Here is a 25,164-nt window from a genome sequence, read left to right on the forward strand (position 1 = left end):
CCCCCCCCCCCCCCCCCCCCCCCCCCCCCCCCCCCCCCCCCCCCCCCCCGCTCCCCCCCCCCCCCCCCCCCCCCCCCCCCCGCCCAGGCGTTTCCGCGGCACCGGAGCCCCGTTCGCGCGTTCGGGCAAGCCCCCGAAAGGCAAAACCCCCTCCCGCCGGGCGCCGCGGTACGGCAGGATCACCGGATGGAGCACGTACGCGATCTCACGCTTCTGCCGAAGGCCCACCTCCACCTGCACTTCACGGGCTCGATGCGCCCGTCGACCCTGCTGGAGCTCGCCGACAAGTACGGCGTACGCCTTCCCGACGCCCTGACCGCCGGGGAGCCGCCCAAGCTGCGGGCCACCGACGAACGCGGCTGGTTCCGTTTCCAGCGGCTCTACGACGCCGCCCGCAGCTGCCTGCGCGAGCCCGAGGACATCCAGCGGCTGGTCCGCGAAGCGGCCGAGGAGGACGTACGGGACGGCAGCGGCTGGCTGGAGATCCAGGTCGACCCCACCTCCTACGCGCCCCTCCTCGGCGGGATGATCCCGGCCGTCGAGGTCATCCTCGACGCCGTCGACCGCGCCTCCCGCGAGACCGGTCTCGGCATGCGGGTCCTCATCGCCGCCAACCGCATGAAGCACCCCCTCGACGCCCGCACCCTCGCCCGCCTCGCCGTCCGCTACGCCGACCGCGGCATCGTCGGCTTCGGGCTCTCCAACGACGAGCGCCGCGGCATGGCCCGCGACTTCGACCGGGCCTTCGCCATCGCCCGCGACGGCGGCCTGCTCGCGGCCCCGCACGGCGGCGAGCTGACCGGCCCGGCCTCCGTCCGCGACTGCCTCGACGACCTGCACGCCGCCCGCATCGGGCACGGCGTACGCGCCGCCGAGGATCCCCGGCTGCTGAAGCGGCTCGCCGACCGGCAGGTCACCTGCGAGGTCTGCCCCGCCTCCAACGTGGCGCTCGGGGTCTACGAACGGCCCGAGGACGTGCCGCTGCGCACCCTCTTCGAGGCCGGGGTGCCGATGGCGCTGGGCGCGGACGACCCGCTGCTCTTCGGGTCCCGGCTCGCGGCCCAGTACGAGATCGCCCGCCGCCACCACGCCTTCACGGACGCGGAGCTCGCCGAGCTGGCCCGCCAGTCGGTGCGCGGGTCGGCCGCGCCTGAGGAGGTCAAGAACAAGCTGCTGGACGGGATCGGGCACTGGCTCAACGGGTGAGCCGCAGGTCCCCTTCGTGGCAGTCGGCCCGTACCCGGTGGCCGTCGGGGAAGCCGATCTCCAGGTGGGTGCGCCCCTGCTCGGGCAGCGCGAACTCGGCGACCGATTCGACGGTCTGGCCGAGGTGGCGCAGGAAGGGGTGCTCGCCGAGGTCCTCGCCGACCTCGACGCGGCCCCATTCGCCCAGGTCGTACGGCTCGTGGGGCTCCGCGCACTCGACGATGAGGCACTGGTCCGACCCGGTGGTGATGCGGGTGCATTCGTCGGCGCTGTCGATCAGCCAGACGTCGAGCGGAGCCTCGGAGCGCTCGCCCTCGCAGATGTGCCAGGACGCGACGACCCGGCGGATCTCGCGCCCCACCAGTCGTGTGGGGTCCGTACCGGCCCCGTGCTGGGGGCAGTGCATGTCAGATGCTGACGCCGACCGTCACCGGCTCGTTGACGAGGGTGACGCCGAAGGCCGCGTGGACGCCCGCGACGACCTCCCGGGCGAGGGTCAGCAGGTCCTCGGTGGTGGCCCCGCCCCGGTTGGTGAGGGCGAGGGTGTGCTTGGTGGAGATGCGGGCGGGGCCGCTGCCGTAGCCCTTGGTGAAGCCGGCCTTGTCGATCAGCCAGGCCGCGCTGGTCTTCGTACGGCCCTCGCCGGCCGGGTAGGCGGGCGGGGCGGTGTCGGCGCCGAGGCGGTCCTGGACGCGGGCCAGGAAGGCGGCGTAGGCCTCGTCGGTCAGGATCGGGTTGTGGAAGAAGGAGCCGGCGGACCAGGTGTCGTGGTCGGCGGGGTCCAGGACCATGCCCTTGCCCGCGCGCAGGCGCAGGACGGTCTCGCGGGCTCGGGCGGCCGGGACGCGGTCGCCGGCCTCGACGCCGAGGGCGCGGGCCGTCTCGGGGTACTTGATCGGCGCGGAGAGGCCGCCGGCGTCCTCCAGGGCGAACCGCACGCGCAGCACGACGTAGCGGTCGGGCTGGTCCTTGAAGGTGCTGTTGCGGTACCGGAAGGCGCATTCGGCGGCGCTCAGGGTGACGGTCTCACCGGTGGTGCGGTCATAGGCGACGACCTCGGTGATGGTGTCGCAGACCTCCTGGCCGTACGCCCCGACGTTCTGGATCGGGGTGGCGCCGGCCGAGCCTGGGATTCCGGCCAGGCACTCGATGCCGGCGAGTCCGGCCTCGACGGTGCGGGCGACGGCGTCGCTCCAGTTCTCGCCGGCCGCCAGTTCCAGCGTGCTGCCTTCGAGGGTGAAGCCGGTGGTGGCGATGCGCAGGGCAGTGCCGGCGAAGCCCCGGTCACCGATGACCAGGTTGCTGCCGCCGCCGATGACCAGGAGCGGGGTGCCGCTCTCGTCCGCGGCACGGACGGTTTCGATCACCTCGGCGTCGGTGGTCGCGGTGACCAGCCGGGCCGCGGGGCCGCCGAGGCGGAAGGTGGTCAGCGGGGCGAGGGGGGCGTCGTGGAGTTCCTGCACGTGGACAAGAGTACGGTCCGTCCCCCTCGCGTTCCGGCGGGGCACTCAGTGGCCCTGCTCCCCCTCCGCCAGACGGCGCTCGGCCTCGGCCCAGGTGACGGGCAGCTCCGAGGCGGGGACGGTCCAGAAGGTGAAGGCGGATTCCTTCATGTACGCGCTGGCCGCGCGGGAACTGGAGCGGTGCGGCTCGCTGCCGGTGAAGCGGTACAGCGCGTCCCGGTCCTCCCAGGCGGAGAGGGTGAGGAAGGTGCGGCCGAGGAGGCGGGCGCGGAGGGCCACGCCGTGGGCGCCGGGGGCCTTGCGGATCTGGCGGACGATGCCGGGCGACTTGAGGAAGAACCTGAGGGCGCCGGAGAGGGTGGCGGTCTCGAACCGGGAGGCCATGACGTAGACCTCGGCGTCGGGGGCCGCCTGGGTGGGCGTGAACCAGGGGATGTCGGGCATGACGGGGTCTCCTTCGCGCGGATCAGCCGGCCCGTACGGGGGCCGGGGCGGGGACGGTGACGGATGCCGGGGCGGCGGCGGGGGCGGCCTTCGCACGGCGCGGCAGCAGCAGGGCGAGCACGGCGGCCAGGGCCACCGCGGTGGCGCCGATCCACAGGGCGGGGACGGTGCCGTCGGTGAAGGCCCGCGGGGTCTCGTAACCGCCCCGGGCGGCGAAGACGGAGGCCAGGACCGCCACCCCGAGGGCGCCGCCGACCTCGCGCAGGGCGCTGTTGGCGCCGGAGGCCCTGCCCTGGTCGGCGGGGGCGACGGTGGACATGAGCACGTGGCCGGCGGGCGCGAAGTACAGCGCCATGCCGATGCCGCTGAGGACCAGTGCCGGGAGCTGGGCGGCGTACGAGACGTCCGTGCTCAGGATCACCGCGAACCAGCCGAGCCCGAGCGCCTGCAGGGCCAGCCCGGCCACGACGACGGGCCGGCCGCCGATCCGGTCGGACAGCATCCCCGCGACCGGCGCGACGAGGACCGCCATCCCGGTCCAGGGGAGCATGCGCAGGCCGGCCTGGGTGGGCGAGTAGCCGGCGACGCCCTGGAGGAACTGGCTGAGCAGGAAGATCGACCCGAACATGCCCAGGTACATCAGCAGGCCGGCGAAGTTGATCCCGAAGAAGCCGCGGTCGCGGAAGAGCCGCATGGGGAGCACGGGGTCCGCGCTCCGGAAGCCGTGCCCGACGAAGCCCGCGACGAGGGCGCCGCCCCCGATCAGGGCGGTCAGGACGGGGGCGCTGGTCCAGCCGTGGGCGTTGGCGTTGACCAGGCCGTAGACGATGCCGAAGAGGCCGCCGCTGATCAGGAGGGTGCCCGGGAAGTCGAGGCGGGCGTGCGCGACGGAGGACTCGGCGAGGCGCAGCCGGGCGAGCGGGATCAGGGCGAGGCCGATGGGGACGTTGAGCCAGAAGATCCACTGCCAGGAGATGTGCTCGGTGAGGCTGCCTCCGACGAGGGGGCCGCCGGCGACGGCCAGCCCGCTCACGGCTCCGTAGATCCCCAGGGCCATGCCCCGCCGCGCGGCCGGGACGGCGGCCGTGAGCAGGGTGAGGCTGAGCGGCATCATCACCGCCGCTCCCACGCCCTGGACGGCGCGGGCGGCGATGAGCTGGTCGATCCCGGGCGAGAGGGCGGCTGCGGCGGAGGCGCCGGTGAAGACCACGAGACCGGCGATGAACAGCCGCCGCCGGCCGAAGCGGTCGCCGAGCGCGGAGCCGAACATCAGCAGGACGGCGAAGGTGAGCGTGTAGGCGTTCACCGTCCACTCGAGGTCCTCCAGCCCGCCGCCGAGGTCGGCGCGGATCGCGGGGAGGGCGGTGGTGACGACGAGGTTGTCGAGGGCGGCCATGAAGCTGGCGGCCCCGGTGAGCACGAGGGCCCAGACGGCGGGGCCGCGTAGCTTCGTCTCGGCGGCTTGCTGGGTCACGGTTCCCCCTGAGGATTGTTGTTAGTTATTGCTGACTAACTTTCATGGGCAGAAAGAGACGGCGCAGCCGCGCCGGGCGGCACTACGCCTCGGGGAGCACCCCGGGCCGCTCCTCGTCCCGCTCGCAGGAGTGGAACCCCTCCCAGATGCGGTGACCGGGCGGGAAACCCATCGCGGTGAGGGTGTTGATGAGCATTCCGTAGGCCATGAAGCCGGTCGTCTCCTTGACGTCCCCGCCGAGCGGCACCTGCACGGTGTCCCACAGCTCCAGCCAGCCGGCCCGTACCAGCTCCCCGAACTCCCGGTCGCCCGCCGCCTCGGCGGCGGCGACGGTGACGTACGTCTGGAGCTGCATCTGGACGACCTGCGGGTCTTCGGTGATGTGCCGCTGATAGGCGTCGGCCATGGCCCGCAGGGCCTCCGCGCCCCCGAGCCCCTCGGCCGCCTGGGCGAAGACCTCCCGGGTCCGCTCCATGCAGCGGGCGGCCGCCGCGAGGAAGATGGCCTGCTTGCCGGGGAACAGCCGGAAGAGGTACGGCTGCGACACCCCGACCCGCTTGGCGATCGCCTCGGTGGAGGTCCCGTAGTAACCACCGCGCGCGAACTCGTGGATCGCCGCGCGAATGACGCTCTCACGCCTCTCGTCCGCACTCATCCTGACCATGCTTATAAGTTAGTACTCAATCACTAACTAGGTCAAGCGGTGGTGCGGCTTCGGCGGGACGGGGCTCGGGTGGGGGGCGGGGGCCGATCGGCAGGCGCCGACGCGCCCCGGCCCCCCGCCCGCTCCGGCCTCAGGCGAGCTTGACCACCGCGCGGGACATGCCCAGGACCTTCTGGCCCGCGCTCATCGCGGTCAGGTCGACCCGGACGCGGTTGTCCTCCAGCTTGGCGGCGACCTTCGCGGTGACCTCGATCAGCGCGCCCTGGTCGTCGTTCGGGACCACGACCGGCCTGGTGAAGCGGACGCCGTACTCGACGACCGCGCCCGGGTCGCCCACCCAGTCGGTGACGACGCGGATCGCCTCGGCCATGGTGAACATGCCGTGCGCGATCACGTCCGGCAGGCCGACCTCCTTGGCGAACTTCTCGTTCCAGTGGATCGGGTTGAAGTCACCCGAGGCGCCGGCGTAGCGGACCAGGGTGGCGCGCGTCACGGGGAAGGACGCCGCCGGGAGTTCGGTGCCGACCTCGACGTCGGCGTAGTGGATCTGCGCGGCCATCTCAGGCCTCCTCGGGGGCGCGGGACACGAGCTTGGTCCACGCGGTCACGACGTGCTCGCCGGACTCGTCGTGGACTTCGCCGCGGATGTCGATGATGTCGTTGCCGGCGAGAGACTTCACGGCCTCGATGGTGGAGGTCACGGTGAGCCGGTCACCCGCCCGCACGGGGCGGACGTACGCGAACTTCTGGTCGCCGTGCACGACGCGGCTGTAGTCCAGCCCCAGCTGGGGGTCCTCGATGACCTTGCCCGCCGCCGCGAAGGTGATGGCGAACACGAAGGTCGGCGGGGCGATCACATCCTGGTGACCGAACGCCTTGGCGGCTTCGGGGTCGGTGTAGACGGGATTCTCGTCACCCACCGCGACCGCGAATTCGCGGATCTTCTCCCGGCCGACCTCGTACGGATCGGTGGGCGGGTAGGTCCGCCCCACGAAGGTCTGATCGAGGGCCATGGCTCACTGCCTCCTGTTGCAGGGACACGTTGACGGGGCGTTTGAAGGGCACGTGTGAAGGCGACACGTATCGAGCACGCCGACCGCCCCCGGTCCGGCGTACCGCGCACCTGATCAAGACCTGGTGCGGAAACGACACAAGGCCGCCCCCCATTGAAGGGGACGACCTCATGACGGTGCCTATATTGAGACTTCGCCAGTGACTAGCGGGTCTCGCGGTGCGCGGTGTGCGAGTTGCAGCGCGGGCAGTGCTTCTTCATCTCCATGCGGTCCGGGTTGTTACGCCGGTTCTTCTTGGTGATGTAGTTCCGCTCCTTGCACTCCACGCAGGCCAGCGTGATCTTCGGGCGGACGTCGGTGGCAGCCACGTGAGTGCTCCTTGACGGACTATGGGACGGATGAACGCATAAAAGAGTAGCCGATCGGGAGACCGACCCCGCAATCGGCTACTGGGTGTAGCGGCGACCGGACTTGAACCGGTGACACAGCGATTATGAGCCGCTTGCTCTACCGACTGAGCTACGCCGCTTTGATGAGATCCGTTCCCCACCCGAGGGTGGGGAACCTCTCTCACCAGAGCCCCAATGCGGAATCGAACCGCAGACCTTCTCCTTACCATGGAGACGCTCTACCGACTGAGCTATTGGGGCGAGCGATGAAGACATTACACGGTTGCCAGCCGTTCGCCCAAATCCTTTGGGGGGACTGGGCTCGGAAGCCTCCGCCCCCGCCATTCCACGCGGCTCCCGGGCCTCTCCCGGCCCACTTTCCGGCCCGAATGTGCCCGGAGTCACATTCCGGAACCCTCGTCCCGCACTCTCCCCCGCCCTCCCGCGCCTGCCGGGGTCCGGACCGCCGCCACCAGGGCTGGCGGGCACCACACCGGTACGACTATTGCGCTCCTCCGCGAACCCGGGACCCCCGCGCCCTAGGCTCTGAGCACGCTGCGTGATCTTGGGCCGCCGGCTGCGGCCACGGCACAGGAACCGCCCGAGCCACCGCAGGAGCGCGATGTCCGACAGCCAGCCGCAGCAGCCCTCCCCGCGCAATCCCGTCGGCGGCCCCGTCCCCGAGGCCACGGGGCTGCTGCTCACCGGGGCCCGGCTGACCGACGGCCGTACCGTCGACGTCCGGCTCAGCGGCGGCCGCATCCAGGCCGTCGGCACCGCCGGCAGCCTGCCCGCCCCCGCCCTGTCCCGGGTCGACCTCCGCGGGTACCTGCTCCTGCCCGCCCCCGCCGAACCGCACGCGCACGGGGACACCGCGCTGACCGCCGACGGCGAGGGTCCGGTGTCGTACACCCCGGACGAGGTGCAGCGCCGCGCCACCGAGGCGGCGCTGCTCCAGCTCGGCCACGGGGCGACCGCCGTGCGCTCCCACGTCCGGATCGGCGACGTGCACGGACTGGGCCCCATGGAGGCGGTGCTCCAGGCCCGCCGCTCGCTGCGCGGGCTCGCCGACCTGACCACCGTCGCCGTTCCCCGGCTCCTGACGGGGGTGGCCGGTGCGGACGGGCTCGCCATGCTGCGCGACGCCGTCAAGATGGGGGCCTCGGTGATCGGCGGCTGCCCCGACCTCGACCCCGACCCGACGGGCTTCCTGGAGGCGGTCCTGGAGCTGGCCGCGGAACACGGCTGCCCCGTGGACCTGCACACCGACGGTGACGACCCGGGCCGGCTGGCCCGGCTCGCGGCCATGGCCGGGGGGCTGCGGCCCGGAGTGACCGTCGGCCCCTGCGGCGGGCTGTCCCGGCTGCCGCTGGACTCGGCCACCCGCGCCGCCGACGGGCTCGCCGCGGCCGGCGTACGCGTGACCTGCCTGCCCCAGGGCGACTGCGCGGCCCTGGAACGCCGCGGGCTGCGCACCGCTCCCGTCCGCCTCCTGCGCTCGGCCGGGGTCCGCGTCGCGGCCGGCAGCGGAGCCCTGCGGGACGCCGGGAACCCGGTCGGCCGGGGCGACCCGCTCGAAGCCGCGTACCTGCTGGCCTCCCAGGGCGGACTCCGCGCGGGCGAGGCCTACGAGGCGGTCAGCACCGCCGCCCGGGAGGCCATGGGGCTGCCGGAGGTACGGGTGGAGGCGGGCTTCCCGGCGGAGCTGCTCGCCGTGCGCGGGGACCGGATCGCCGGGGTGCTGTCGCTGGCGTACAGCCGCATCGTGATCCACCGGGGGCGGGTGGTAGCCCGTACGAGTGCGGTGCGGGAGTACTGCGACTCGGCGGTCGCGGTGGCCCTGGATCTGCCCCGGCAGGGCCGTACGGAGCCGGGGCCCTGACCGTTTGCCGGGTGTTCGCGGGCGGGCGCGCCCGGCTCGTCGTACGGTCGGGACATGCGCATCGTCATCGCGGGTGGACACGGTCGGATCGCGCTGCGGCTGGAGCGCCTGCTCGCCGCGCGCGGGTACGAGGTCGCGGGCATCATCCGTGATCCGGAGCAGGGCGACGACCTGCGGGAGGCCGGTGCCGAACCGGTGCTGTGCGACCTGGAGTCGGCGTCGGTCGAGCACGTGGCGGGGATCCTGCAGGGCGCGGACGTGGCGGTGTTCGCCGCCGGGGCGGGTCCCGGCAGTGGTGCGGCGCGCAAGGACACCGTGGACCGCGGCGCGGCGGTGCTGTTCGCCGACGCCGCCGAACGGGCCCGGGTACGCCGCTTCCTGATGGTCTCCACGATGGGCGCCGACCCGCGCCACGAGGGCGACGAGGTCTTCGACGTGTACCTGCGCGCGAAGGGCGATGCCGATGCCCACCTCCAGACCCGGCTGGGGCTGGAGTGGACGGTGCTGCGCCCGGGGCAGCTGACGGACGACCCCGGTACGGGGTTGGTCCGGCTGGAGGCCCACACCGGCCGGGGCCCCGTCCCCCGCGACGACGTGGCGGCGGTGCTCGCGGAGCTGGTCGAGACTCCGGCGACGGCGGGGCTGACGCTGGAGCTCGTCTCCGGCTCGGCGCCGGTCTCGGTGGCGGTGAAGGACGTGGCGGGCAACTGAGGCGGTGTGCGGGCGGCCAGAGCCTGCGACCGGCCGTCAGAAGCCGGACTGGACCTCGGTGTCGGAGCGCCCGACGGAGTGCTGCCGGAACCGCGTCTCGTACTGCTGCCGGATCCGTTCGACGCGGGCGCCCCGCTCGTCCGCCTCCTTCCGGGGGTAGAGCAGCACGACCTCGTAGGAGGTCCCTCGGACGATGGCGCCGTCGTCGCCGCGCCACTGGCCGTACCCGTCCCGCAGGGTCAGCCCTTCGGGGAAGGCGGGGGTTACCTCGCGGTCCAGGAACCGGGTGAACTCCGCCTTGCCGACGGGCTCCCCGCCGTCGGGGCGCTGGGTGCCGAAGTACAGCCGGGTCTCCCGGTAGGGCTCCCCCGTGTGGCTGTGCAGCGCTGCCCCCACGAGGGCCGGGATGCCGGCGCCGAGCAGGGCGAGCAGGACGCCGCCCCGGGCCTTGCCGCGTCCGTCCGAAGTCCATGTCATGCCCCGGGGAACGACCGGCCGCCCGCTTCGGTGCGTGACGGGGGGCCGATAGGGTCACCCCGGAATCGGCCGCAGGGGGCGGCCGTACGGGTTCCGGGGTGGGGCATGGGCGATGGCGAGTGGCGCGTCGGTACGGCGCAGGGCGGCCGGCTCTCGGCCCGGTGGTGGCGGTGGGCCCTGTCCGCGCCGGACGAGGAGAGCCCGGTGGGGGACACGACGGGCGCGTACGCCGGGTGGCGTCAGCCCCGGGACCTGTGGTTCCTCGCGGGGACCTACGGGGGCCGGGTGGTGCGCCGGTGCAGCGTCCCGTCGGCCCGGCCGCTGTTCTTCCCGGTGCTGAGCACCAGGCGGGCGGCGGTGCCGTTCCTGACGAAGCCGTGCCGCCTGGAGGCGACCCGGGCCTCGGCGGCCCTGAACAGCTCTCCCCTGAGGCTGCGCGAGTTCTCCTCGAAGCCCTTTCCCGTGAGGGGCGTACCGCAGGTCGCCTGGGGGCTGTGGTGCGCCCTTGAACCCCTGCCGCCGGGCCAGTTCGTCCTGGAGATCGAGGCGGCGGCGACGAACGGCTTCTGGATCGACACGACCTACCACCTGACGGTCACCGCGCCCTAGCGTCCGAGGCGCGGCACGGCACGGTTCGGCACGGTTCGGCACGGTTCGGCACGGCTCGGCACGGCTCGGCGCGGGCGGTATGGGGCCGGTGTGGGTCGTCGGCGCGGGTGCGCGCGGGGGTATGCGAAGAAACCCCCGCCACTGCGTTTCCGCAGATGAACGGGGGTTCCACTCGCGTGGCGGCGCCAGGATTCGAACCTGGGTAGGCTAAGCCGACGGATTTACAGTCCGCTCCCATTGGCCACTCGGGCACACCGCCATGGGATGTCGCCTCGGATCCCCCGCCTTGCGGCGTTGTTCCCTGGCAACGACGTAAACGATACCCGATGCTCGGGGGTGGTTCGCCACCGGATTGATCAGCGCCCCACGTGGGCGTGGTGGCTAGGCTTTGCGGAGCGGTCCGGGGATGTCCGGCCGCGGCCCTCCGGGGCACATCGCAGCCGACTTCAAGGAGCCACAGCACATGGCCGACTCCAGTTTCGACATCGTCTCGAAGGTCGAGCGGCAGGAGGTCGACAACGCCCTCAACCAGGCCGCCAAGGAACTCTCGCAGCGCTACGACTTCAAGGGCACCGGCGCCACCATCGCCTGGTCCGGCGAGAAGATCCTCATGGAGGCGAACTCCGAGGAGCGCGTCAAGGCGGTCCTCGACGTGTTCGAGACCAAGCTGGTCAAGCGCGGTATCTCGCTGAAGGCGCTGGACGCCGGCGAGCCGCAGCTGTCCGGCAAGGAGTACAAGATCTTCGCGACGATCGAGGAGGGCATCTCCCAGGAGAACGCCAAGAAGGTCGCGAAGATCATCCGTGACGAGGGCCCCAAGGGCGTCAAGGCCCAGGTCCAGGGCGACGAGCTGCGCGTCAGCTCCAAGAGCCGTGACGACCTCCAGGCCGTCCAGGCCCTCCTCAAGGGCAAGGACCTGGACTTCGCGATCCAGTTCGTGAACTACCGCTGAACCACCGCTGAGGCGCGGGCGCGCCTCTGAGGCGGACCCGTGGGGCACAACGGGGGCGGATCGCCGGGCAGGCCGGCGGCCGCCCGCGTTGTGCCCTTCGTCAGGGGCGCCCGGCCGGGAGCGCGCGAGGTGGGTCCCTCGGCGGGGCCCCTGGACCCGGTCCCGTTGCCCTGCCCCGCTAACCTCCGCCCGTGGACAACGAGCTGAAGCGCAGCCTGGGGGTGCCCGACGCCGTCGTCGTCGGACTGGGCGCCATGGTCGGCGCCGGGATCTTCGCCGCCCTCGGGCCGGCGGCACGCGCGGCGGGCGGGGGTCTCCTCGCCGCCCTCGCGGTGGCGGCGCTGGTGGCGTACTGCAACGCCCGCTCCTCGGCGTTGCTGGCCGCCCGGTATCCGGCCTCCGGCGGGACGTACGTCTACGGCCGTGAGCGGCTCGGCGCCTTCTGGGGGTACCTGGCCGGCTGGGCCTTCGTCGTCGGCAAGACGGCCTCCTGCGCGGCGATGGCACTGACCGTCGGGGCGTACGTGTGGCCCGGGCGGCAGCACGCCGTGGCCGTCGCGGCGGTGGTGGCGCTGACCGCGGCGAGCTACGGCGGGGTGCAGAGGTCCGCCCGGATCGCGCGGCTGATCGTGGCGGCGGTGCTGGCGGTGCTGGCCGGGGTCGTCGTGGTGTGCCTGACCTCCGACGCGGCCGATTCCGGTGCTCTGGCCGGCGGGGACTGGGGTGCCGCCGGGCTGTTGCAGGGCGCGGGTCTGCTGTTCTTCGCCTTCGCGGGCTACGCCCGGATCACCACCCTGGGCGAGGAGGTGCGTGATCCGCGGCGCACGATCCCGCGCGCGGTGCCGCTCGCGCTGGGGATCGCCCTGCTCGTGTACGCCGCCGTGGCGATGGCGGCCCTGTCGGTGCTCGGCAGCGGCGGTCTGGCGGCGTCGGCGGCTCCGCTGGCCGATGCGGTGGGCGCGGCCGGCCGGCCCGGACTGTCCCCCGTCGTCCGGGCGGGCGCGGCGCTGGCCGCGCTGGGCGCTCTGCTGGCCCTCGTACTCGGGGTGTCGCGCACGGCCCTGGCGATGGCCCGGGACGGTCATCTGCCGCGCGCGCTGGCGGCCGTACATCCCCGGCATCAGGTGCCGCACCGCGCGGAGCTGGCGGTGGGTGCGGTCGTGGCGGTGCTCGCGGCCACCGCCGATCTGCGGGGCGCGATCGGTTTCTCCTCCTTCGGGGTGCTGGTCTACTACGCGATCGCGAACGCCTCTGCGTGGACTCTCGGTTCAGGTGTCAAGGACCGGGCCGTGGCGGCGGTCGGGCTGTCCGGCTGTGTGGTGCTGGCCTGCACGCTGCCGCTGGCGTCTGCGGTTTCGGGCGCGGCGGTGCTGGCGCTGGGCGTGCTGGTCTATGGAGTACGCGGCCGGTTCAGGTCCGGGGTATGAGCGGGGGCGGCGGGCCGGCTCCCCTCATGGGCCCGGCCCGGACGGTCCCCGCCGGGGACGGGGGCGCCGTCCGGGTGGTCTCGTCCTCGCGCGCGGCGGTGCCTGCGCGGCCGGCGGCTTGCTTCAGCAACTGCTCGGTCTCGTTCATGCGTTCAGGGTGCCGCACTCCACTGACAGCCGCCCGGGCCTGTGGAAAACTCAGGCGAGGACGACTTCGATGCCCTTGTCACGGAAGAAGCCCAGGAGTTCCTGGAAGGTGGCGGGGTACCCGGTCAGGGGTTGCGGGCCCAGGCAGCGACGCGCGACCCCGTGGTCGTGCCAGACGAGGGTGAACGGGCCCCTGGCTCCGAACCCGCCGCACAGGGCGTCCGAGACGCCGTTCAGGCAGCGCCCGAAGTAGCCGCCCGGCCCGTTGACCGCCTCGCCGAGGGCGCAGAAGAAGCCTTCCGCGTCGGTGACGTGGCGCCCGTCAAGGTGGTAGGTCCGCCCGGCCGGCCGGTCCGGACCCGTCCGGTGGCCCAGTGCCGGGTCCAGCCAGCGGGCCCGGCCCGCGCCGTCGAACCGCGCCCACAGGTTGGGGACGGCCGGACGGCCCTCGCGCCACAGCTGCCAGATCTCGGCGACGACGGTTGGCTGCGGGTCCATGTGCACCGTCAGGTCGTACAGCCCCGGCCCGCGCGGAGAGGGCTGCCAGTCGACGACGTGCGGGTATCCGGCCGTGGCGAGGACCTCCCCCGCGCCATCCAGCGCGTCGAGGTGACGGTAGCCGAGCGGCCGCTCCTCCCGTCCCTCCAGCACCTCCAGCAGCGGCCCGCGCACGGAGCACCCGAGGAGGCGGACGGAGTGCGGCGACGGCTCCTCGACGGGCAGGATCTCGGCGAGGTCCCGGAAGTGCCCCAGGAGCCGGTCCTGGGCGTCCGAGAGGCGGAAGCCCACCGAGAGGGCGACCCGCTGCGGGTAATCGGGCTGGCCGTCGGAGCGTACGGCCTCGATGGTCACGTCCCGTCGTGACAGGTCGCGGGCGCAGGGGCGGGCGGCGAGGACGCGGGCGCCCTCCAGGTACCACTCCCACAGGGCCTCGCCGTTCCTGTCCAGCGGCTCCAGGATCAGGAAGCCCAGGGCGGACGGCACAGCTCCCTCGAAGGCGCAGCCGAGCAGCTCGTACCTCCTGCGCACCGGCTCCGGCGGGTCGGCGAAGAGGTTCTCCGCCTCCTCGCACAGCGCCCACAGCTGCTCGTCCTCGTGGTCCTCGTCCTCGCCCCACAGGGCGAAGCGCGTGCCCGCCGTCACCGGGAAGCGAACGGGGCGTCCGTGGGGACGATTTCACGGCCCAGGGGGAGCAGGGAGAGCGGGACCATCTTGAAGTTGGCGATGCCGAACGGGATGCCGATGATCGTGACGCAGAGCGCGATGCCGGTGACGACGTGGCCGATGGCCAGCCACCAGCCGGCCAGGACCAGCCACAGGACGTTGCCGACGCAGGACGGTGCGCCCGCGTCGCGGCGTTCGACCGTGGTGTAGCCGAAGGGCCAGAGGGCGTAGACGGCGATGCGGAAGGCGGCGATCCCGAAGGGGATGCCGATGACCGTGACACAGAGGATCAGGCCCGCCACGCAGTATCCGACGAAGAGCCAGATCCCGCTGAGTATGAGCCAGATGACGTCCAGGACGGTTTTCATCGGCTGTGGCCTGCCATCTGTTCGAGCCGGGCGATGCGCTCGGCCATCGGAGGGTGTGTCGAGAACATCCTGGAGAGCCCCTGGCCTGGGCGGAAGGGGTTGGCGATCATCATGTGGCTCGCCGTCTCCAGGCGGGGCTCGGGGGGCAGGGGGAGCCGCTTGGTGCCGGCGTCGAGCTTGCGCAGGGCGCCGGCCAGGGCGAGCGGGTCTCCGGTGAGCTGGGCTCCCGAGGCGTCGGCCTCGTACTCGCGCGAGCGGCTGATGGCCAGCTGGATCACGGAGGCGGCCAGTGGGCCGAGGATCATGATGAGCAGCATGCCGAGGAGGCCCGGGCCCTCGTCGTCGTTGGAACGGCCGATCGGGATCAGCCAGGCGAAGTTCACCAGGAACATGATCACGGAGGCGAGGGCTCCGGCGACCGAGGAGATCAGGATGTCGCGGTTGTAGACGTGGCTCAGCTCGTGCCCGATCACCCCGCGCAGCTCGCGCTCGTCGAGTATGCGCAGGATGCCCTCGGTGCAGCAGACCGCGGCGTTGCGCGGGTTGCGGCCCGTCGCGAAGGCGTTGGGGGCCTCGGTCGGGGAGATGTAGAGGCGGGGCATGGGCTGGCGCGCGGACGTGGAGAGCTCGCGCACCATGCGGTACAGCGCGGGGGCCTCGAACTCGCTGACGGGGCGGGCGCGCATCGCGCGTAGAGCCAGCTTGTCGCTGTTCCAGTACGCGTAGGCGTTCGTCCCCAGGGCGACGAGGACGGCGATGATCAGGCCGCCCCGCCCGAAGAGGCTTCCGATGAGGATGATGAGCGCGGACAGCCCACCGAGGAGTACGGCGGTCTTCAGCCCGTTGTGTCGGCGGTGCACGGTACGCCCTCCAAGTGGTGCGGCAGGGGAGCCCGTCGTGGATCTGCGGGACTTCGGTCCAGTGGACCCTCCCTTCCTGGTCAACGCGAGGTGGCGGCGTGTGGTTCCCAGGGCGCGACGGGGCCGCCGCCCCGGCGGCACGGGCCGGGGGGCGGCGGCGGGCGTTGCTCCGTACGGGTGAGCGCGTACGTCAGGGCGCGTCCGGGCGGGCTACAGCGGGAAGAGGGTGCCGGAGGCGAAGCGCAGGACGAGCTGCGGGGCGCCCGAGAGGACCAGGGCGGTGGCGGCGGTGAGGGCGATCGCGGCCGCGACGGGCCAGGGGGCCTTCGTACGGGCGGGGGGTGCGCCCTCGGCGGGCTCGGCGGTGCGGAACAGGAGCGCGGTCCAGCGCAGGTAGTAGTACAGGGCGACGACGACGTTGACCGCCATGACCACGGCCAGCCAGCCCAGGCCGGCGTCCACGGCCGACCGGAAGACGGCGACCTTGGCGAAGAGGCCGATGATGCCCGGCGGCAGGCCGGCCAGGCAGAGCAGGAAGAAGGCCATCGAGAGGGCGGCGGCGGGCCGCTCCGCGTACAGGCCGCGGTAGTCGCTGATCCGGTGCAGCGGCTTCGTCCGGGCCACCAGGGCGGCCACGGCGAAGGCGCCGAGGTTCACGGCCGCGTACATCAGCGCGTAGGCGACGGTGGAGCCGATCTGGTCGCGGTCGGTGTACGCGGCCGCGGCGATCGGGACCAGCAGGTAGCCGGCCTGGCCGACGGAGGACCAGGCGAGGAGGCGTACGGCGCTGTGGGCGCGGTCGGCGGACTGGCGCAGGGCCGCGGCGTTGCCGAGGGTCATGGTGAGCGCGGCGAGGACGGCCAGCGCCGGACCCCAGATGTCGGAGTACGCGGGGAAGGCGATCACCGTGACGAGGATGAGGCCGGTGAAGCCGACGGCCTTGCCGATCACCGAGAGGTACGCGGCGACGGGCAGCGGGGCGCCGACGTAGGTGTCGGGGACCCAGAAGTGGAAGGGGACGGCGGCGGTCTTGAAGGCGAAGCCGACGAGGGTGAGCGCGACGCCCGCCATGGCGAGGGTGTCGAGCTGCCCGGGCACCTCTTCGAGCCGGCCCGCGACCTGCGAGAGGTGCAGGGAGCCGGTGGCGGCGTAGACGAAGCTGACGCCCATCAGGGAGACGGCGGTGGCGGTGACCGAGGACAGGAAGAACTTGAGGGCGGCCTCGGAGGAGAGCCGGTCGCCGCGGCGCATGCCGACGAGGGCGAACGCGGGCAGGGAGGCCACTTCGAGGGCGACGATCAGGGTGGCGAGGTCGCGGGAGGCGGGCAGCAGGGCGGCGCCGGCGGCGGACGACAGCAGCAGGAACCAGTACTCGCCGGCCGGGGTGCGTGCCTCGCGGACGGCGGTGACCGACATCAGCGCGGTGACCAGGGCCCCGGCCAGCACCAGGAACTGCACGACGAGCGTGAAGTGGTCGGCGGTGTAGCTGCACGCGGCCGGGTCGGTGGTGAGGCAGAAGGTGCTGCGGTCACCGGCGCGCAGCGGGAGCAGGACGGCGGTCGCGGCGGCCAGGCCGGCCACGGAGATCCAGCCGAGGACCGGCTTGCGGGCCTCCGGCACGAAGAGGTCGGCGACCAGGACGAGCACGGCGACCGTGGCGGCGATGACCACGGGCGAGATCGCGAGCCAGTCGACGGACTGGACGAGGCTGGGGGTGTCGGCGGCGAGGACCGTCGTGGCCGTCATGCGTTGCCTCCTGCGAGGAGCTTCTGTACGGCCGGGTCGGTGAGGCCGAGGAGGAGGGCCGGCCACAGGCCGGCGAGGACGGTGAGGGCGACGAGCGGGGTCCAGGCCGCGAACTCGTAGCGCTGTACGTCGGCGAGGGTGGTTCCGGGGGCGGTCTTCGGGTCGCCCATGCAGACGCGTCGTACGACGATCAGCAGGTAGGCGGCGGTGAGCAGGGTGCCGAACGCGCCGACGGCCGTGTAGGTGAGGAAGGCCGGGCGGGAGAGGCCTTCGGCCGGGTCGAAGGCGCCGAAGAGGGCCAGCATCTCGCCCCAGAAGCCGGCCAGGCCGGGCAGGCCGAGGGAGGCGACGGCGGCGAAGGCGAGGAGCGCGCCGAGGCGGGGGGCGCGGCCGTAGAGGGCGGCGCCGGTGGCTCCGGCGAGGGTGTCGAGGTCGCTGCTGCCGTAGCGGTCCTTGAGGGCGCCGACGAGGAAGAAGAGGAGGCCGGTGATCAGGCCGTGGGCGATGTTGGCGAAGAGCGCGCCGTTGACTCCGGTGGGGGTCATGGTCGCGATGCCGAGGAGGACGAAGCCCATGTGTCCGACGGAGGAGTACGCGATGAGGCGCTTGAGGTCGCCCTTGCCGTTCTTGCGGGTCAGCGCGAGGCAGGCGAGGGATCCGTAGACGATGCCGACGGCGGCGAAGGCGCCGAGGTAGGGCGCGAAGGTGTGCATTCCGTCGGGGGTGACGGGCAGCAGGATGCGGACGAACCCGTAGGTGCCCATCTTCAGCATGACGCCGGCGAGCAGCACGGAGCCGACGGTGGGGGCGGCGGTGTGGGCGTCGGGCAGCCAGGAGTGCAGCGGCCACATCGGGGTCTTCACCGCGAGGCCGGTGCCGATGGCGAGTACGGCCAGGAGCTGGGTGGTGCGGCTCAGTCCGCGCCCGTTGTCAGAGGCGAGTGCCACCATGTCGAAAGTGCCGCTGTTCAGGCCGATCAGCAGCAGCCCGAGCAGCATGACCACGGAGCCGAGGAGGGTGTAGAGGATGAACTTCCAGGCGGCGGCCTGCCGCTGAGCACCGCCCCAGCGGGCGATGAGGAAGTACATCGGGATGAGGACCATCTCGAAGGCGAGGAAGAAGAGCATCAGGTCGAGTACGGCGAAGGTCGCGAGGGTGCCGGACTCGAGTACGAGGAGCAGTGCGACGAAGGCCTTCGGGGAGGGGCCTTCGGGGAGCTTGAAGTAGCTGTACACCGCGCAGAGGAAGAACAGCAGCGCGGTCATCAGGAGGAGGGGGAGCGAGATGCCGTCGATGCCGAGGTGGATCCGGATGTTCAGCGCCTGGATCCAGCTGATGTCCGTCGTCGCCTGGAAGCGGGACGGGTCGTCGTGGTCGAAGCCCAGGGTGAGGGCGACGGCCGCGGCGAGGATGACTCCGGTGACGGTGACGCCGTGGCGGAGCACGGCTTGTCCGGGGCTCCTGCCCTTGAGTCCGGGCGGGGCCGGCAGGAGGGCCGCGACCGCGCCGAGGAGCGGTGCGGCCACGATGAACGCCAGAAGGAACTGCATCACGGACGGGCTGATATCGATCACGGCTGACTCTCGGCTCACGATCCGGCGTTGACGTTGGCGAGGACGGCGGTGGCGATGGCCAGGACCACGGCGCCGGCGAGCAGGGCGCTCAGGTAGCTCTGTACGTTGCCGGTCTGGGCCCGGCGTACGAGGCTGCCGAGCAGCCGGGGGCCGGTGCCCGCGCCGCGGACGTACGTGTCGACGACCTCGCGGTCCAGGAAGCGGACCAGGCCCGCGGCCGCCCGGGTGGGGCGGACGAAGAGCCGGTCGTAGACGGCGTCGAGGTGGAAGCCGTCGGCGGCGTGGCGGTGCAGCGGGCCGAGTAGGGCCCGTCCGGGGTCGGCGGCGGGGGCGGCCGGCACGGTGGGGTGGTCGTGGGCCACCTCGGCCACCTCGGGGGTCTCGGCGGCGGATTCGGCGGCGGCGACGGACGCGGGAACGGCGGCTCCGTTGCGGATCCCGGCGGCGGCGCGGGCGACGGCGCGCTGCCAGAGGCCGTAGGTGAGCACCACGCCGATGAGGGCGGCGCCCGTACCGAGGACCGAGGTGGTGACGGACGGGGTGAGTTCCACGCCGTCGAACCAGTCCGCGAGGGGGCCGGCGGCGAGGCCGAAGGCGACCGAGGGGACGGCCAGCAGCCACAGCACGCCGGTCATGGCGACGGGTTCCCTGCCGTGGTCGGGGACGGCCGTGCCACGGCCGCGGAAGGCCATCAGCCACAGCCGGGTGGCGTAGGCGGCGGTGAGCAGGGCGGTCAGTACGCCCGCGACGAGGACGATCCAGCCGGCCGCGCCGGGAGCGAGGTCGGAGTGTCCGCCGGCGGTGTGCTCGGCGGCGACGAGGACGGCTTCCTTGGAGAAGAAGCCGGCGAAGGGCGGGATGGCGGCGAGCGCGAGCAGCGCGATCGTCATCGTCCAGAAGGCGTCGGGGATGCGCTTGGCCAGGCCGTCCGTACGGGACATGGCGGCCAGGGAGTTCGTCCCGGCGGCGTGGATGATGACGCCCGCGCCGAGGAAGAGGAGCGCCTTGAAGGCGCCGTGGGACAGGAGGTGGAAGACGGCGGCGCCGCGGTCGCCCACGGCCAGGGCGCCGGTCATGTAGCCGAGCTGGCCGACCGTGGAGTAGGCGAGTACGCGCTTGATGTCGTCCTGGGCGAGGGCGGCGAGGGCGGAGCCGACCATCGTGACGGCGGCCATGACGGCCATGACCACCAGTGCGGCCCGGGAGGCCGCGAAGACCGGCAGGAGGCGGGCGATGAAGTAGACACCGGCGGCGACCATCGTCGCGGCGTGGATCAGCGCGGAGACCGGGGTGGGGCCGGCCATGGCGTCGGGGAGCCAGGTGTGCAGCGGGAACTGCGCGGACTTGCCGGCCACGCCCGCGAGCAGGAGCAGCGCGATGAGCGTCGGGTGGTCGAGCCCGCCCGCGGCGACGGTGCCGAGGATCTTGGTGATCCGGAAGGAGCCGGCGTCGGCGGCGAGCGCGAACAGGCCGATGAGGAAGGGGACGTCGCCGAGCTTGGTGACGAGGAAGGCCTTGAGGGAGGCGGAGCGGGCCGCCTCGGTCTCCCAGTAGTGGCCGACGAGGAAGTACGAGCAGATGCCCATGATCTCCCAGCCGACCAGCAGCACCATCAGGTCGCCGGAGTAGACGACGAGCAGCATGGCGGAGGTGAACAGGGAGACCAGAGCGGCGTAGGAGGGATAGCGCGGGTCCTCGCGGAGGTACGCCGTCGAGTAGAGCTGTACGCAGGTGGCGACGACGCCGACGAGGGCGGCGACCAGTACGGCGAAGCCGTCCAGGTGGAGCGACAGCTCGATCGGCACGGAGCCGGTCGGGGTGAGCTCGGTCGCGGCGTCGATGGCCGGGCCGCCTCCGTGGCGGACTGCGACGAGGACGGCGAGGACGGCGGCGGCCAGTGCCGGCAGGACGGCGAGCGGCTTGACGAAGCCGGGTGCGGTGCGGCCCAGTAGCAGGCCGGCGACCGCGCCGAGGAAGGGGAGCAGGGGGACGAGGACCGCGAGGGTCGTGGTGCTCACGCGGCGACCTCCGGCCGGGCAGTGATGGCAGCGGTGTCATCGGGTCGGCCGGGCTCGTGGCCCTCGGCGGTGTCGCGCAGTCTGTCGACGTCCGAGGTGCCCCGGTTGCGGTACACCATCAGCACGATGGCGAGTCCGATGCCGATCTCGGCGGCGGCGATGGCGATCGTGAAGAGGGTGAGGGCCTGGCCGGCGTGGAGGGTGTCGCGCAGCCACACGTCGAAGGCCACCAGGTTGAGGTTGACGGCGTTGAGCATCAGCTCGACGGACATCAGGACGAGGATGGCGTTGCGGCGGGCGAGGACTCCGTAGAGGCCGGTGGCGAAGAGCAGGGTGGCGAGGACCGCGGGGTAGGCGAGGTGCATCAGCGCTGTTCCTCCTGTCCGCCCGCGCGGGCGGCGGCGTCGGCGGCATCGGCGGCGTCCTCGGCGGGCGTGGTGCGCCGGGAGAGCACGATGGCACCGATCAGGGCGGCGAGGAGGAGGACGGAGAGCGCCTCGAAGGGCAGCACCCAGTGCTGGAAGAGGATCTCTCCGGAGACCTTGGTGGAGCCCTGGGCGGGTCCGTCGAGGTTGATCCAGGTGGTGCGGAAGGCGTCGACGACCACCCAGACGAGCGCGGCCCCGGCGGTGCCGGCGACGCCGAGCGCGACCCAGCGGTTGCCGGAGTCGGCGTCCGGGGAGCGGCCGATGGGGGCCTTGGTGAGCATCAGCCCGAAGAGGAGGAGGACGACCACGGAGCCGAGGTAGATCAGGACCTGGACCCAGGCGATGAACTCGGCGGTCAGCAGCAGGTACTCGACGGCGATCCCGCCGAGCGCGACGACCAGCCAGAGGGCGGCGTGCACGAGCTGCTTGGTGGTGACCGTGATGACGGCCGCGCCGAGGGTGGCGAGGCCGACGAGGAGGAAGGCGATCTCGACGCCGGTCGGCGAGAGGAAGCCGGGGCCGGGCACGGGGGCGGCGGCCGCGGCCGCGGCGAGGTGGGCGGGGTACATCAGGCGGTGCCTCCCGCAGGGGTGTCGGGGGTGCCGTCGGCCGGCGGGGCCGCTGCGGCCCGGGCAGCGGCGGCGGCCGCCGCCGCGGTGGCTTCGGCCTTCTCGACGGCCTTGCGGGCGGCGGCGATCTCCTTGGGCTCCTCCGCCGCCGGGTCCAGGGCGGGCGGGGCCGGCACGGTCCACATCCACTCGCGCAGCTTGTCGCGCTCGTGGGTGAGCTCGTGGATGTCGGTCTCCGCGTACTCGAACTCCGGCGACCAGAAGAGGGCGTCGAAGGGGCACACCTCGATGCAGATGCCGCAGTACATGCAGAGGGAGAAGTCGATGGCGAAGCGGTCGAGGACGTTGCGGCTGCGCTCGCGGCCGCCGGGGGCGGCGGCCGGCACCGTCTCCTTGTGGGAGTCGATGTAGATGCACCAGTCGGGGCACTCCCGGGCGCACAGCATGCAGACCGTGCAGTTCTCCTCGAACAGGCCGATGACCCCGCGGCTGCGGGGCGGGAGCTCGGGCTGCACGTCGGGGTACTGGGCGGTGTGCGCGCGCTTGGTCATCGTGCGCAGGGTGACGGCCAGGCCCTTGGCGAGGCCGGATCCGGGAATCGGGGGCATTACTGGATCGCCACCTTCACGATGCCGGTGAGCGCGATCTGGGCGAGCGCGAGGGGGATGAGTACGGTCCAGGCGAGCTTCTGGAGCTGGTCCTCGCGCAGGCGGGGGTAGCTCACCCGGAGCCAGATGACGACGAAGGCGAGGACGGCGGTCTTGAGCAGGGTCCAGAACCAGCCGAGGCCGTCACCGCCGAAGGGGCCGTGCCAGCCACCGAGGAAGAGGACGGTGGTGAGGGCGCACAGGACGACGATGCCGGCGTACTCGGCGAGCAGGAACAGCGCGAAGCGCAGGCCGGTGTACTCCGTGTACGCGCCGAAGATGATCTCGGAGTCGGCGACGGGCATGTCGAACGGGGGCCGCTGGAGCTCGGCGAGGCCGGCGGTGAAGAAGACGACCGCGCCGACGATCTGCCAGGGCAGCCACCACCACTCGAAGGCGCCGACGATGCCGGGCAGGGACACGGTCCCGGCGGCCATGGCGACCGAGGCGGCGGCGAGCAGCATCGGCAGTTCGTACGCGAGCAGCTGGGCCGCGGTGCGCAGGCCTCCGAGCAGGGAGAACTTGTTGGCGGAGGCCCAGCCGCCCATGAGGCTGCCGAGTACGCCGACGCCCATGACGGCGAGCACGTAGAAGAGGCCGGCGTCGATGACCTGGCCGATCCCGCCGCTGCACGGGCCGATGGGGATGGCGATCAGGACGAGGAGGTACGGCAGCAGCGCGACGGCGGGGGCGAGCTGGAAGATCCGCCGGTCGGCGTTGGCCGGGACGATGTCCTCCTTCTGCGCGAATTTCACGCCGTCGGCGACGAGCTGGGCCCAGCCGTGGAAGCCGCCGGCGTACATGGGGCCGAGGCGGCCCTGCATGTGCGCCATGACCTTGTGCTCGGTCTGCCCGATGACGAGCGGGAGCACGAGGAAGACGGCGAAGACGACGATCAGTCGCAGGGCGACGTCGAGGACGTCGTTCACGCGTCGCCTCCGTTGGTGTCGGGTTCGTTCTTGGTCTCGGGCCCGGGTTCGGGGTCCGGCCGCGGCGGGGTGGCGGCCGGGAGCTCCTCGAAGGCGGGCTTCGGGTTGTGCCAGGGCGCGTCCGAGCCGGGTTTCGCCGCCGGCGGGGTGGCCGGGCGCGGGGTCTCCGGGGTGTCGGGTCCCTCGGGCCCCGGCGGCGGGGTGGCCTGGCTGGCGGAGCCGTCCGCCACCGAGCGGGTACGCCGCACCGGGCGCGGGGTCTCCGGGGTGTCGGGCGCCTCGGCCTGGGTGGCCGAGCCCTCCGCCACCGAGCGGGTGCGGCGCACCGGGGCGCCCTCGCGCGGGGTGCGCGCGGGGCCGGCTCCGGCGGCGCGGGGGGTGCGGGCGGGCCGGGCGGGGGCCGGCGGCAGCTGGCCCTTGAGGGGGCCCCAGTCGTTGGGGTCCGGCACGCCGGGCGGCAGCATCTGGCGGCGCTTGGGCGCGTCCGGGTCGTGGGCCTCGCCCGGCTCCTTGGCCCCGGGCCACGCCTTGGCGACGCGCGCCGCCAGGACGAAGTCCTTGCGCAGCGGGTGCCCCTCGAAGTTCTCGGGGAGCAGGAGGTGGACGAGGTTGGGGTGGTCCGTGAAGGTGACCCCGAACATCTCGAAGGTCTCCCGCTCGTGCCAGGCCGCGCCCGCGTACACCGCGACCGCCGAGGGCAGGGAGGGCGCCGCGTGCGGAACGGTCGTCCGCAGCAGCAGGCGGCGTACCCGGTGGTTCTCCAGGGAGACGACGTGCGCGCAGACGCGGAAGCCCGTACCGGGCTCGTCGACCGCGCTCAGCCAGTCGAAGTAGGTGCAGCCGAGCTTGTCGCGGGCGATCTCCAGCGAGGAGATCCAGGAGCCGACGGGGACGTCGACGGTGAGGAGCTCGTACGCGGACGAGGCGACGGCCTCGGCACCGAAGACCGTACCGGCCGCTTCGGGGAGGGAGTCGTAGAGGTTCACGCGCCGGCTCCCGGTGCGGGCGGCGCCGTGACGAGGCCGCTGGTGAGCTGGGCGACGGAGGGCGCTGCCGCGTAACGGTCCGCGAGGGACTCCCGGGCGATCTTCTCCTGGAGCTTGAGGATGCCCTGGAGGAGGGCCTCGGGGCGCGGAGGGCAGCCCGGCACGTACACGTCGACCGGAATGATCTGGTCCACGCCCTTGGTGACGGAGTACGAGTCCCAGTAGGGGCCTCCGCAGTTGGAGCAGGCGCCGAAGGAGATGACGTACTTCGGCTCGGGCATCTGCTCGTACAGGCGCCTGACGGCCGGGGCCATCTTGTCCGTCACCGTGCCCGACACGATCATCAGGTCGGCCTGGCGCGGGCCGGGCGCGAACGGGATGACACCCAGGCGGATGAAGTCGTGCCGGGCCATCGACGCGGCGATGAACTCGATGGCGCAGCAGGCGAGGCCGAAGTTGAAGACCCACAGGCTGTAGCGGCGGCCCCAGTTCAGGACCACCTTCATGGGCTCCGGGGCGAGGCGGGAGAGCACTCCCAGCCTCTTCGGTTCCGGAAGCGGCTGGGGCTCCGGGGTGACGGCCGGTGTCACGTCCATTCGAGGACGCCCTTCTTGTACGCGTAGAGCAGGCCGACGGCCAGGAAGCCCAGGAAGATGAACATCTCGACCAGGGTCGTGGCGCCGTAACCGGCGGCGGCGAACACCGTCGCCCACGGGAAGAGGAAGATCGAGTCGACGGCGAAGACGACGTAGAGGAAGGCGTAGACGTAGTAGCGGACCTGGGTGTGCGCCCAGCCCTCCCCCACGGGGTCCACTCCGCATTCGTACGTCAGCAGCTTCTCGGGGGTCGGGACCACGGGCCGCAGCAGGCGGCCGGCGCCGAAGGCCACGGCGACGAAGAGCACGCCGAGGACCGCGAGCAGGCCGACGACCGAATAACTCCGGAAGTAGTCCGCTGCGATCACGGCTGCTGTCGATACCGTTGGGTCGGGCACGTCCGTTCCTCGCTCCTCGGCCA

29 protein-coding genes and 3 tRNA genes are annotated in these 25,164 nt (G+C 72.7%); 6 read left to right on the forward strand and 26 right to left on the reverse strand.

Going from position 1 to position 25,164, the window contains the following annotated elements; all coding sequences use genetic code 11:
- The first annotated feature begins 186 nt into the window (after positions 1–186).
- Entirely contained in the window at positions 187–1,206 is a 1,020-nt protein-coding gene (locus tag ACZ4WZ_RS13385) for an adenosine deaminase (RefSeq protein WP_467889185.1), read from the forward strand.
- Here ACZ4WZ_RS13385 and ACZ4WZ_RS13390 read toward each other — a convergent pair.
- The 10 genes from ACZ4WZ_RS13390 to ACZ4WZ_RS13435 all read right to left on the reverse strand — a co-directional run bounded on the left by ACZ4WZ_RS13390 (position 1,196) and on the right by ACZ4WZ_RS13435 (position 6,914).
- The gene (locus tag ACZ4WZ_RS13390) at positions 1,196–1,612 is read right to left on the reverse strand and encodes a hypothetical protein (RefSeq protein WP_467889186.1); all 417 of its coding nucleotides are present in this window, start codon (positions 1,610–1,612) and stop codon (positions 1,196–1,198) included. The two genes, ACZ4WZ_RS13385 and ACZ4WZ_RS13390, sit on opposite strands and share 11 nt — an antisense overlap.
- 1 nt (position 1,613) lies before the next feature.
- Positions 1,614–2,714 (reverse strand): UDP-N-acetylmuramate dehydrogenase, encoded by a 1,101-nt coding sequence (locus ACZ4WZ_RS13395; protein ID WP_467889188.1) that lies wholly within the window; start codon positions 2,712–2,714, stop codon positions 1,614–1,616.
- A complete protein-coding gene (locus ACZ4WZ_RS13400) occupies positions 2,715–3,113 on the reverse strand; it encodes a DUF3291 domain-containing protein (protein ID WP_467889190.1) in 399 nt (132 codons plus the stop codon).
- Positions 3,114–3,135: 22 nt separating this feature from the next.
- Complete coding sequence (locus tag ACZ4WZ_RS13405; protein ID WP_467889192.1) at positions 3,136–4,587, reverse strand: DHA2 family efflux MFS transporter permease subunit; 1,452 nt, start codon at positions 4,585–4,587, stop codon at positions 3,136–3,138.
- Positions 4,588–4,669: 82 nt separating this feature from the next.
- Positions 4,670–5,251 carry a TetR/AcrR family transcriptional regulator gene (locus ACZ4WZ_RS13410; RefSeq protein ID WP_467889194.1) on the reverse strand — a complete coding sequence of 194 codons (582 nt, stop codon included), beginning with the start codon at positions 5,249–5,251 and terminating at the stop codon, positions 4,670–4,672.
- 130 nt (positions 5,252–5,381) lie between these two features.
- Positions 5,382–5,810, reverse strand: a complete 429-nt coding sequence (locus tag ACZ4WZ_RS13415; RefSeq protein WP_467889197.1) for a MaoC family dehydratase — start codon at positions 5,808–5,810, stop codon at positions 5,382–5,384.
- A 1-nt stretch (position 5,811) separates the two neighbouring features.
- The gene (locus ACZ4WZ_RS13420; protein ID WP_467889199.1) at positions 5,812–6,264 is read right to left on the reverse strand and encodes an FAS1-like dehydratase domain-containing protein; all 453 of its coding nucleotides are present in this window, start codon (positions 6,262–6,264) and stop codon (positions 5,812–5,814) included.
- A gap of 203 nt (positions 6,265–6,467) precedes the next feature.
- The gene (gene rpmG / locus ACZ4WZ_RS13425; RefSeq protein WP_007265873.1) at positions 6,468–6,632 is read right to left on the reverse strand and encodes a 50S ribosomal protein L33; all 165 of its coding nucleotides are present in this window, start codon (positions 6,630–6,632) and stop codon (positions 6,468–6,470) included.
- An 88-nt stretch (positions 6,633–6,720) separates the two neighbouring features.
- A tRNA-Met gene (locus ACZ4WZ_RS13430) sits at positions 6,721–6,793 on the reverse strand.
- A 48-nt stretch (positions 6,794–6,841) separates the two neighbouring features.
- Positions 6,842–6,914: transfer RNA gene (locus ACZ4WZ_RS13435), tRNA-Thr, on the reverse strand.
- A gap of 361 nt (positions 6,915–7,275) precedes the next feature.
- Here ACZ4WZ_RS13435 and ACZ4WZ_RS13440 point away from each other — a divergent pair.
- Both ACZ4WZ_RS13440 and ACZ4WZ_RS13445 read left to right on the forward strand, forming a co-directional pair.
- Positions 7,276–8,535, forward strand: a complete 1,260-nt coding sequence (locus tag ACZ4WZ_RS13440) for an amidohydrolase family protein (RefSeq protein ID WP_467889201.1) — start codon at positions 7,276–7,278, stop codon at positions 8,533–8,535.
- 54 nt (positions 8,536–8,589) lie between these two features.
- Positions 8,590–9,246, forward strand: coding sequence for an SDR family oxidoreductase (locus ACZ4WZ_RS13445; RefSeq protein ID WP_467889204.1), 657 nt, complete (start codon positions 8,590–8,592; stop codon positions 9,244–9,246).
- A gap of 36 nt (positions 9,247–9,282) precedes the next feature.
- Here ACZ4WZ_RS13445 and ACZ4WZ_RS13450 read toward each other — a convergent pair whose 3' ends face one another.
- Positions 9,283–9,723 (reverse strand): DUF3574 domain-containing protein, encoded by a 441-nt coding sequence (locus ACZ4WZ_RS13450; protein WP_467889207.1) that lies wholly within the window; start codon positions 9,721–9,723, stop codon positions 9,283–9,285.
- Positions 9,724–9,828: 105 nt separating this feature from the next.
- Here ACZ4WZ_RS13450 and ACZ4WZ_RS13455 point away from each other — a divergent pair, with 105 nt between their 5' ends.
- On the forward strand, positions 9,829–10,332 hold the full coding sequence (locus ACZ4WZ_RS13455; RefSeq protein WP_467889210.1) for a hypothetical protein: 504 nt from the start codon (positions 9,829–9,831) through the stop codon (positions 10,330–10,332).
- A gap of 177 nt (positions 10,333–10,509) precedes the next feature.
- Here the strand turns inward: ACZ4WZ_RS13455 and ACZ4WZ_RS13460 are convergent.
- Positions 10,510–10,591: transfer RNA gene (locus ACZ4WZ_RS13460), tRNA-Tyr, on the reverse strand.
- A 204-nt stretch (positions 10,592–10,795) separates the two neighbouring features.
- Between ACZ4WZ_RS13460 and ACZ4WZ_RS13465 the strand changes: the two genes are divergently transcribed.
- Positions 10,796–11,284: a YajQ family cyclic di-GMP-binding protein gene (locus ACZ4WZ_RS13465; protein ID WP_030030284.1), complete on the forward strand. Its 489-nt coding sequence runs from the start codon at positions 10,796–10,798 to the stop codon at positions 11,282–11,284.
- A 191-nt stretch (positions 11,285–11,475) separates the two neighbouring features.
- Positions 11,476–12,711 (forward strand): APC family permease, encoded by a 1,236-nt coding sequence (locus ACZ4WZ_RS13470; RefSeq protein WP_467889213.1) that lies wholly within the window; start codon positions 11,476–11,478, stop codon positions 12,709–12,711.
- Here ACZ4WZ_RS13470 and ACZ4WZ_RS13475 read toward each other — a convergent pair.
- From ACZ4WZ_RS13475 to ACZ4WZ_RS13540, 14 genes are all read right to left on the reverse strand, one after another.
- Positions 12,695–12,859, reverse strand: coding sequence for a hypothetical protein (locus tag ACZ4WZ_RS13475; protein WP_467889215.1), 165 nt, complete (start codon positions 12,857–12,859; stop codon positions 12,695–12,697). The genes ACZ4WZ_RS13470 and ACZ4WZ_RS13475 overlap by 17 nt on opposite strands.
- 50 nt (positions 12,860–12,909) lie before the next feature.
- Positions 12,910–14,001 (reverse strand): barstar family protein, encoded by a 1,092-nt coding sequence (locus ACZ4WZ_RS13480; protein WP_467889218.1) that lies wholly within the window; start codon positions 13,999–14,001, stop codon positions 12,910–12,912.
- The gene (locus ACZ4WZ_RS13485; RefSeq protein WP_467889221.1) at positions 13,998–14,390 is read right to left on the reverse strand and encodes a YccF domain-containing protein; all 393 of its coding nucleotides are present in this window, start codon (positions 14,388–14,390) and stop codon (positions 13,998–14,000) included. The genes ACZ4WZ_RS13480 and ACZ4WZ_RS13485 overlap by 4 nt, the downstream gene beginning before the upstream one ends.
- A complete protein-coding gene (gene htpX, locus ACZ4WZ_RS13490; protein ID WP_467889223.1) occupies positions 14,387–15,250 on the reverse strand; it encodes a zinc metalloprotease HtpX in 864 nt (287 codons plus the stop codon). The genes ACZ4WZ_RS13485 and htpX overlap by 4 nt, the downstream gene beginning before the upstream one ends.
- A 210-nt stretch (positions 15,251–15,460) precedes the next feature.
- On the reverse strand, positions 15,461–16,996 hold the full coding sequence (locus tag ACZ4WZ_RS13495) for an NADH-quinone oxidoreductase subunit N (RefSeq protein WP_467889225.1): 1,536 nt from the start codon (positions 16,994–16,996) through the stop codon (positions 15,461–15,463).
- Positions 16,993–18,546 carry a complex I subunit 4 family protein gene (locus ACZ4WZ_RS13500; protein ID WP_467889581.1) on the reverse strand — a complete coding sequence of 518 codons (1,554 nt, stop codon included), beginning with the start codon at positions 18,544–18,546 and terminating at the stop codon, positions 16,993–16,995. Before ACZ4WZ_RS13500 ends, ACZ4WZ_RS13495 begins: the two co-directional genes overlap by 4 nt.
- Before the next feature lie 38 nt (positions 18,547–18,584).
- Positions 18,585–20,588 (reverse strand): NADH-quinone oxidoreductase subunit 5 family protein, encoded by a 2,004-nt coding sequence (locus ACZ4WZ_RS13505; protein ID WP_467889228.1) that lies wholly within the window; start codon positions 20,586–20,588, stop codon positions 18,585–18,587.
- Entirely contained in the window at positions 20,585–20,953 is a 369-nt protein-coding gene (gene nuoK, locus ACZ4WZ_RS13510) for an NADH-quinone oxidoreductase subunit NuoK (RefSeq protein WP_467889230.1), read from the reverse strand. The genes ACZ4WZ_RS13505 and nuoK overlap by 4 nt, the downstream gene beginning before the upstream one ends.
- The gene (locus tag ACZ4WZ_RS13515; RefSeq protein WP_467889232.1) at positions 20,953–21,585 is read right to left on the reverse strand and encodes an NADH-quinone oxidoreductase subunit J family protein; all 633 of its coding nucleotides are present in this window, start codon (positions 21,583–21,585) and stop codon (positions 20,953–20,955) included. The genes nuoK and ACZ4WZ_RS13515 overlap by 1 nt, the downstream gene beginning before the upstream one ends.
- Positions 21,585–22,193, reverse strand: coding sequence for a NuoI/complex I 23 kDa subunit family protein (locus ACZ4WZ_RS13520; RefSeq protein WP_467889235.1), 609 nt, complete (start codon positions 22,191–22,193; stop codon positions 21,585–21,587). The genes ACZ4WZ_RS13515 and ACZ4WZ_RS13520 overlap by 1 nt, the downstream gene beginning before the upstream one ends.
- A complete protein-coding gene (locus tag ACZ4WZ_RS13525; protein WP_467889237.1) occupies positions 22,193–23,161 on the reverse strand; it encodes a complex I subunit 1/NuoH family protein in 969 nt (322 codons plus the stop codon). Before ACZ4WZ_RS13525 ends, ACZ4WZ_RS13520 begins: the two co-directional genes overlap by 1 nt.
- The gene (locus tag ACZ4WZ_RS13530; RefSeq protein ID WP_467889240.1) at positions 23,158–24,147 is read right to left on the reverse strand and encodes an NADH-quinone oxidoreductase subunit C; all 990 of its coding nucleotides are present in this window, start codon (positions 24,145–24,147) and stop codon (positions 23,158–23,160) included. Before ACZ4WZ_RS13530 ends, ACZ4WZ_RS13525 begins: the two co-directional genes overlap by 4 nt.
- Positions 24,144–24,743, reverse strand: coding sequence for an NADH-quinone oxidoreductase subunit B (locus ACZ4WZ_RS13535; protein WP_388934953.1), 600 nt, complete (start codon positions 24,741–24,743; stop codon positions 24,144–24,146). Before ACZ4WZ_RS13535 ends, ACZ4WZ_RS13530 begins: the two co-directional genes overlap by 4 nt.
- The gene (locus tag ACZ4WZ_RS13540) at positions 24,734–25,141 is read right to left on the reverse strand and encodes an NADH-quinone oxidoreductase subunit A (protein WP_467889242.1); all 408 of its coding nucleotides are present in this window, start codon (positions 25,139–25,141) and stop codon (positions 24,734–24,736) included. Before ACZ4WZ_RS13540 ends, ACZ4WZ_RS13535 begins: the two co-directional genes overlap by 10 nt.
- Positions 25,142–25,164: the final 23 nt, after the last annotated feature.

The organism is Streptomyces sp. NPDC029122, from assembly GCF_055569445.1.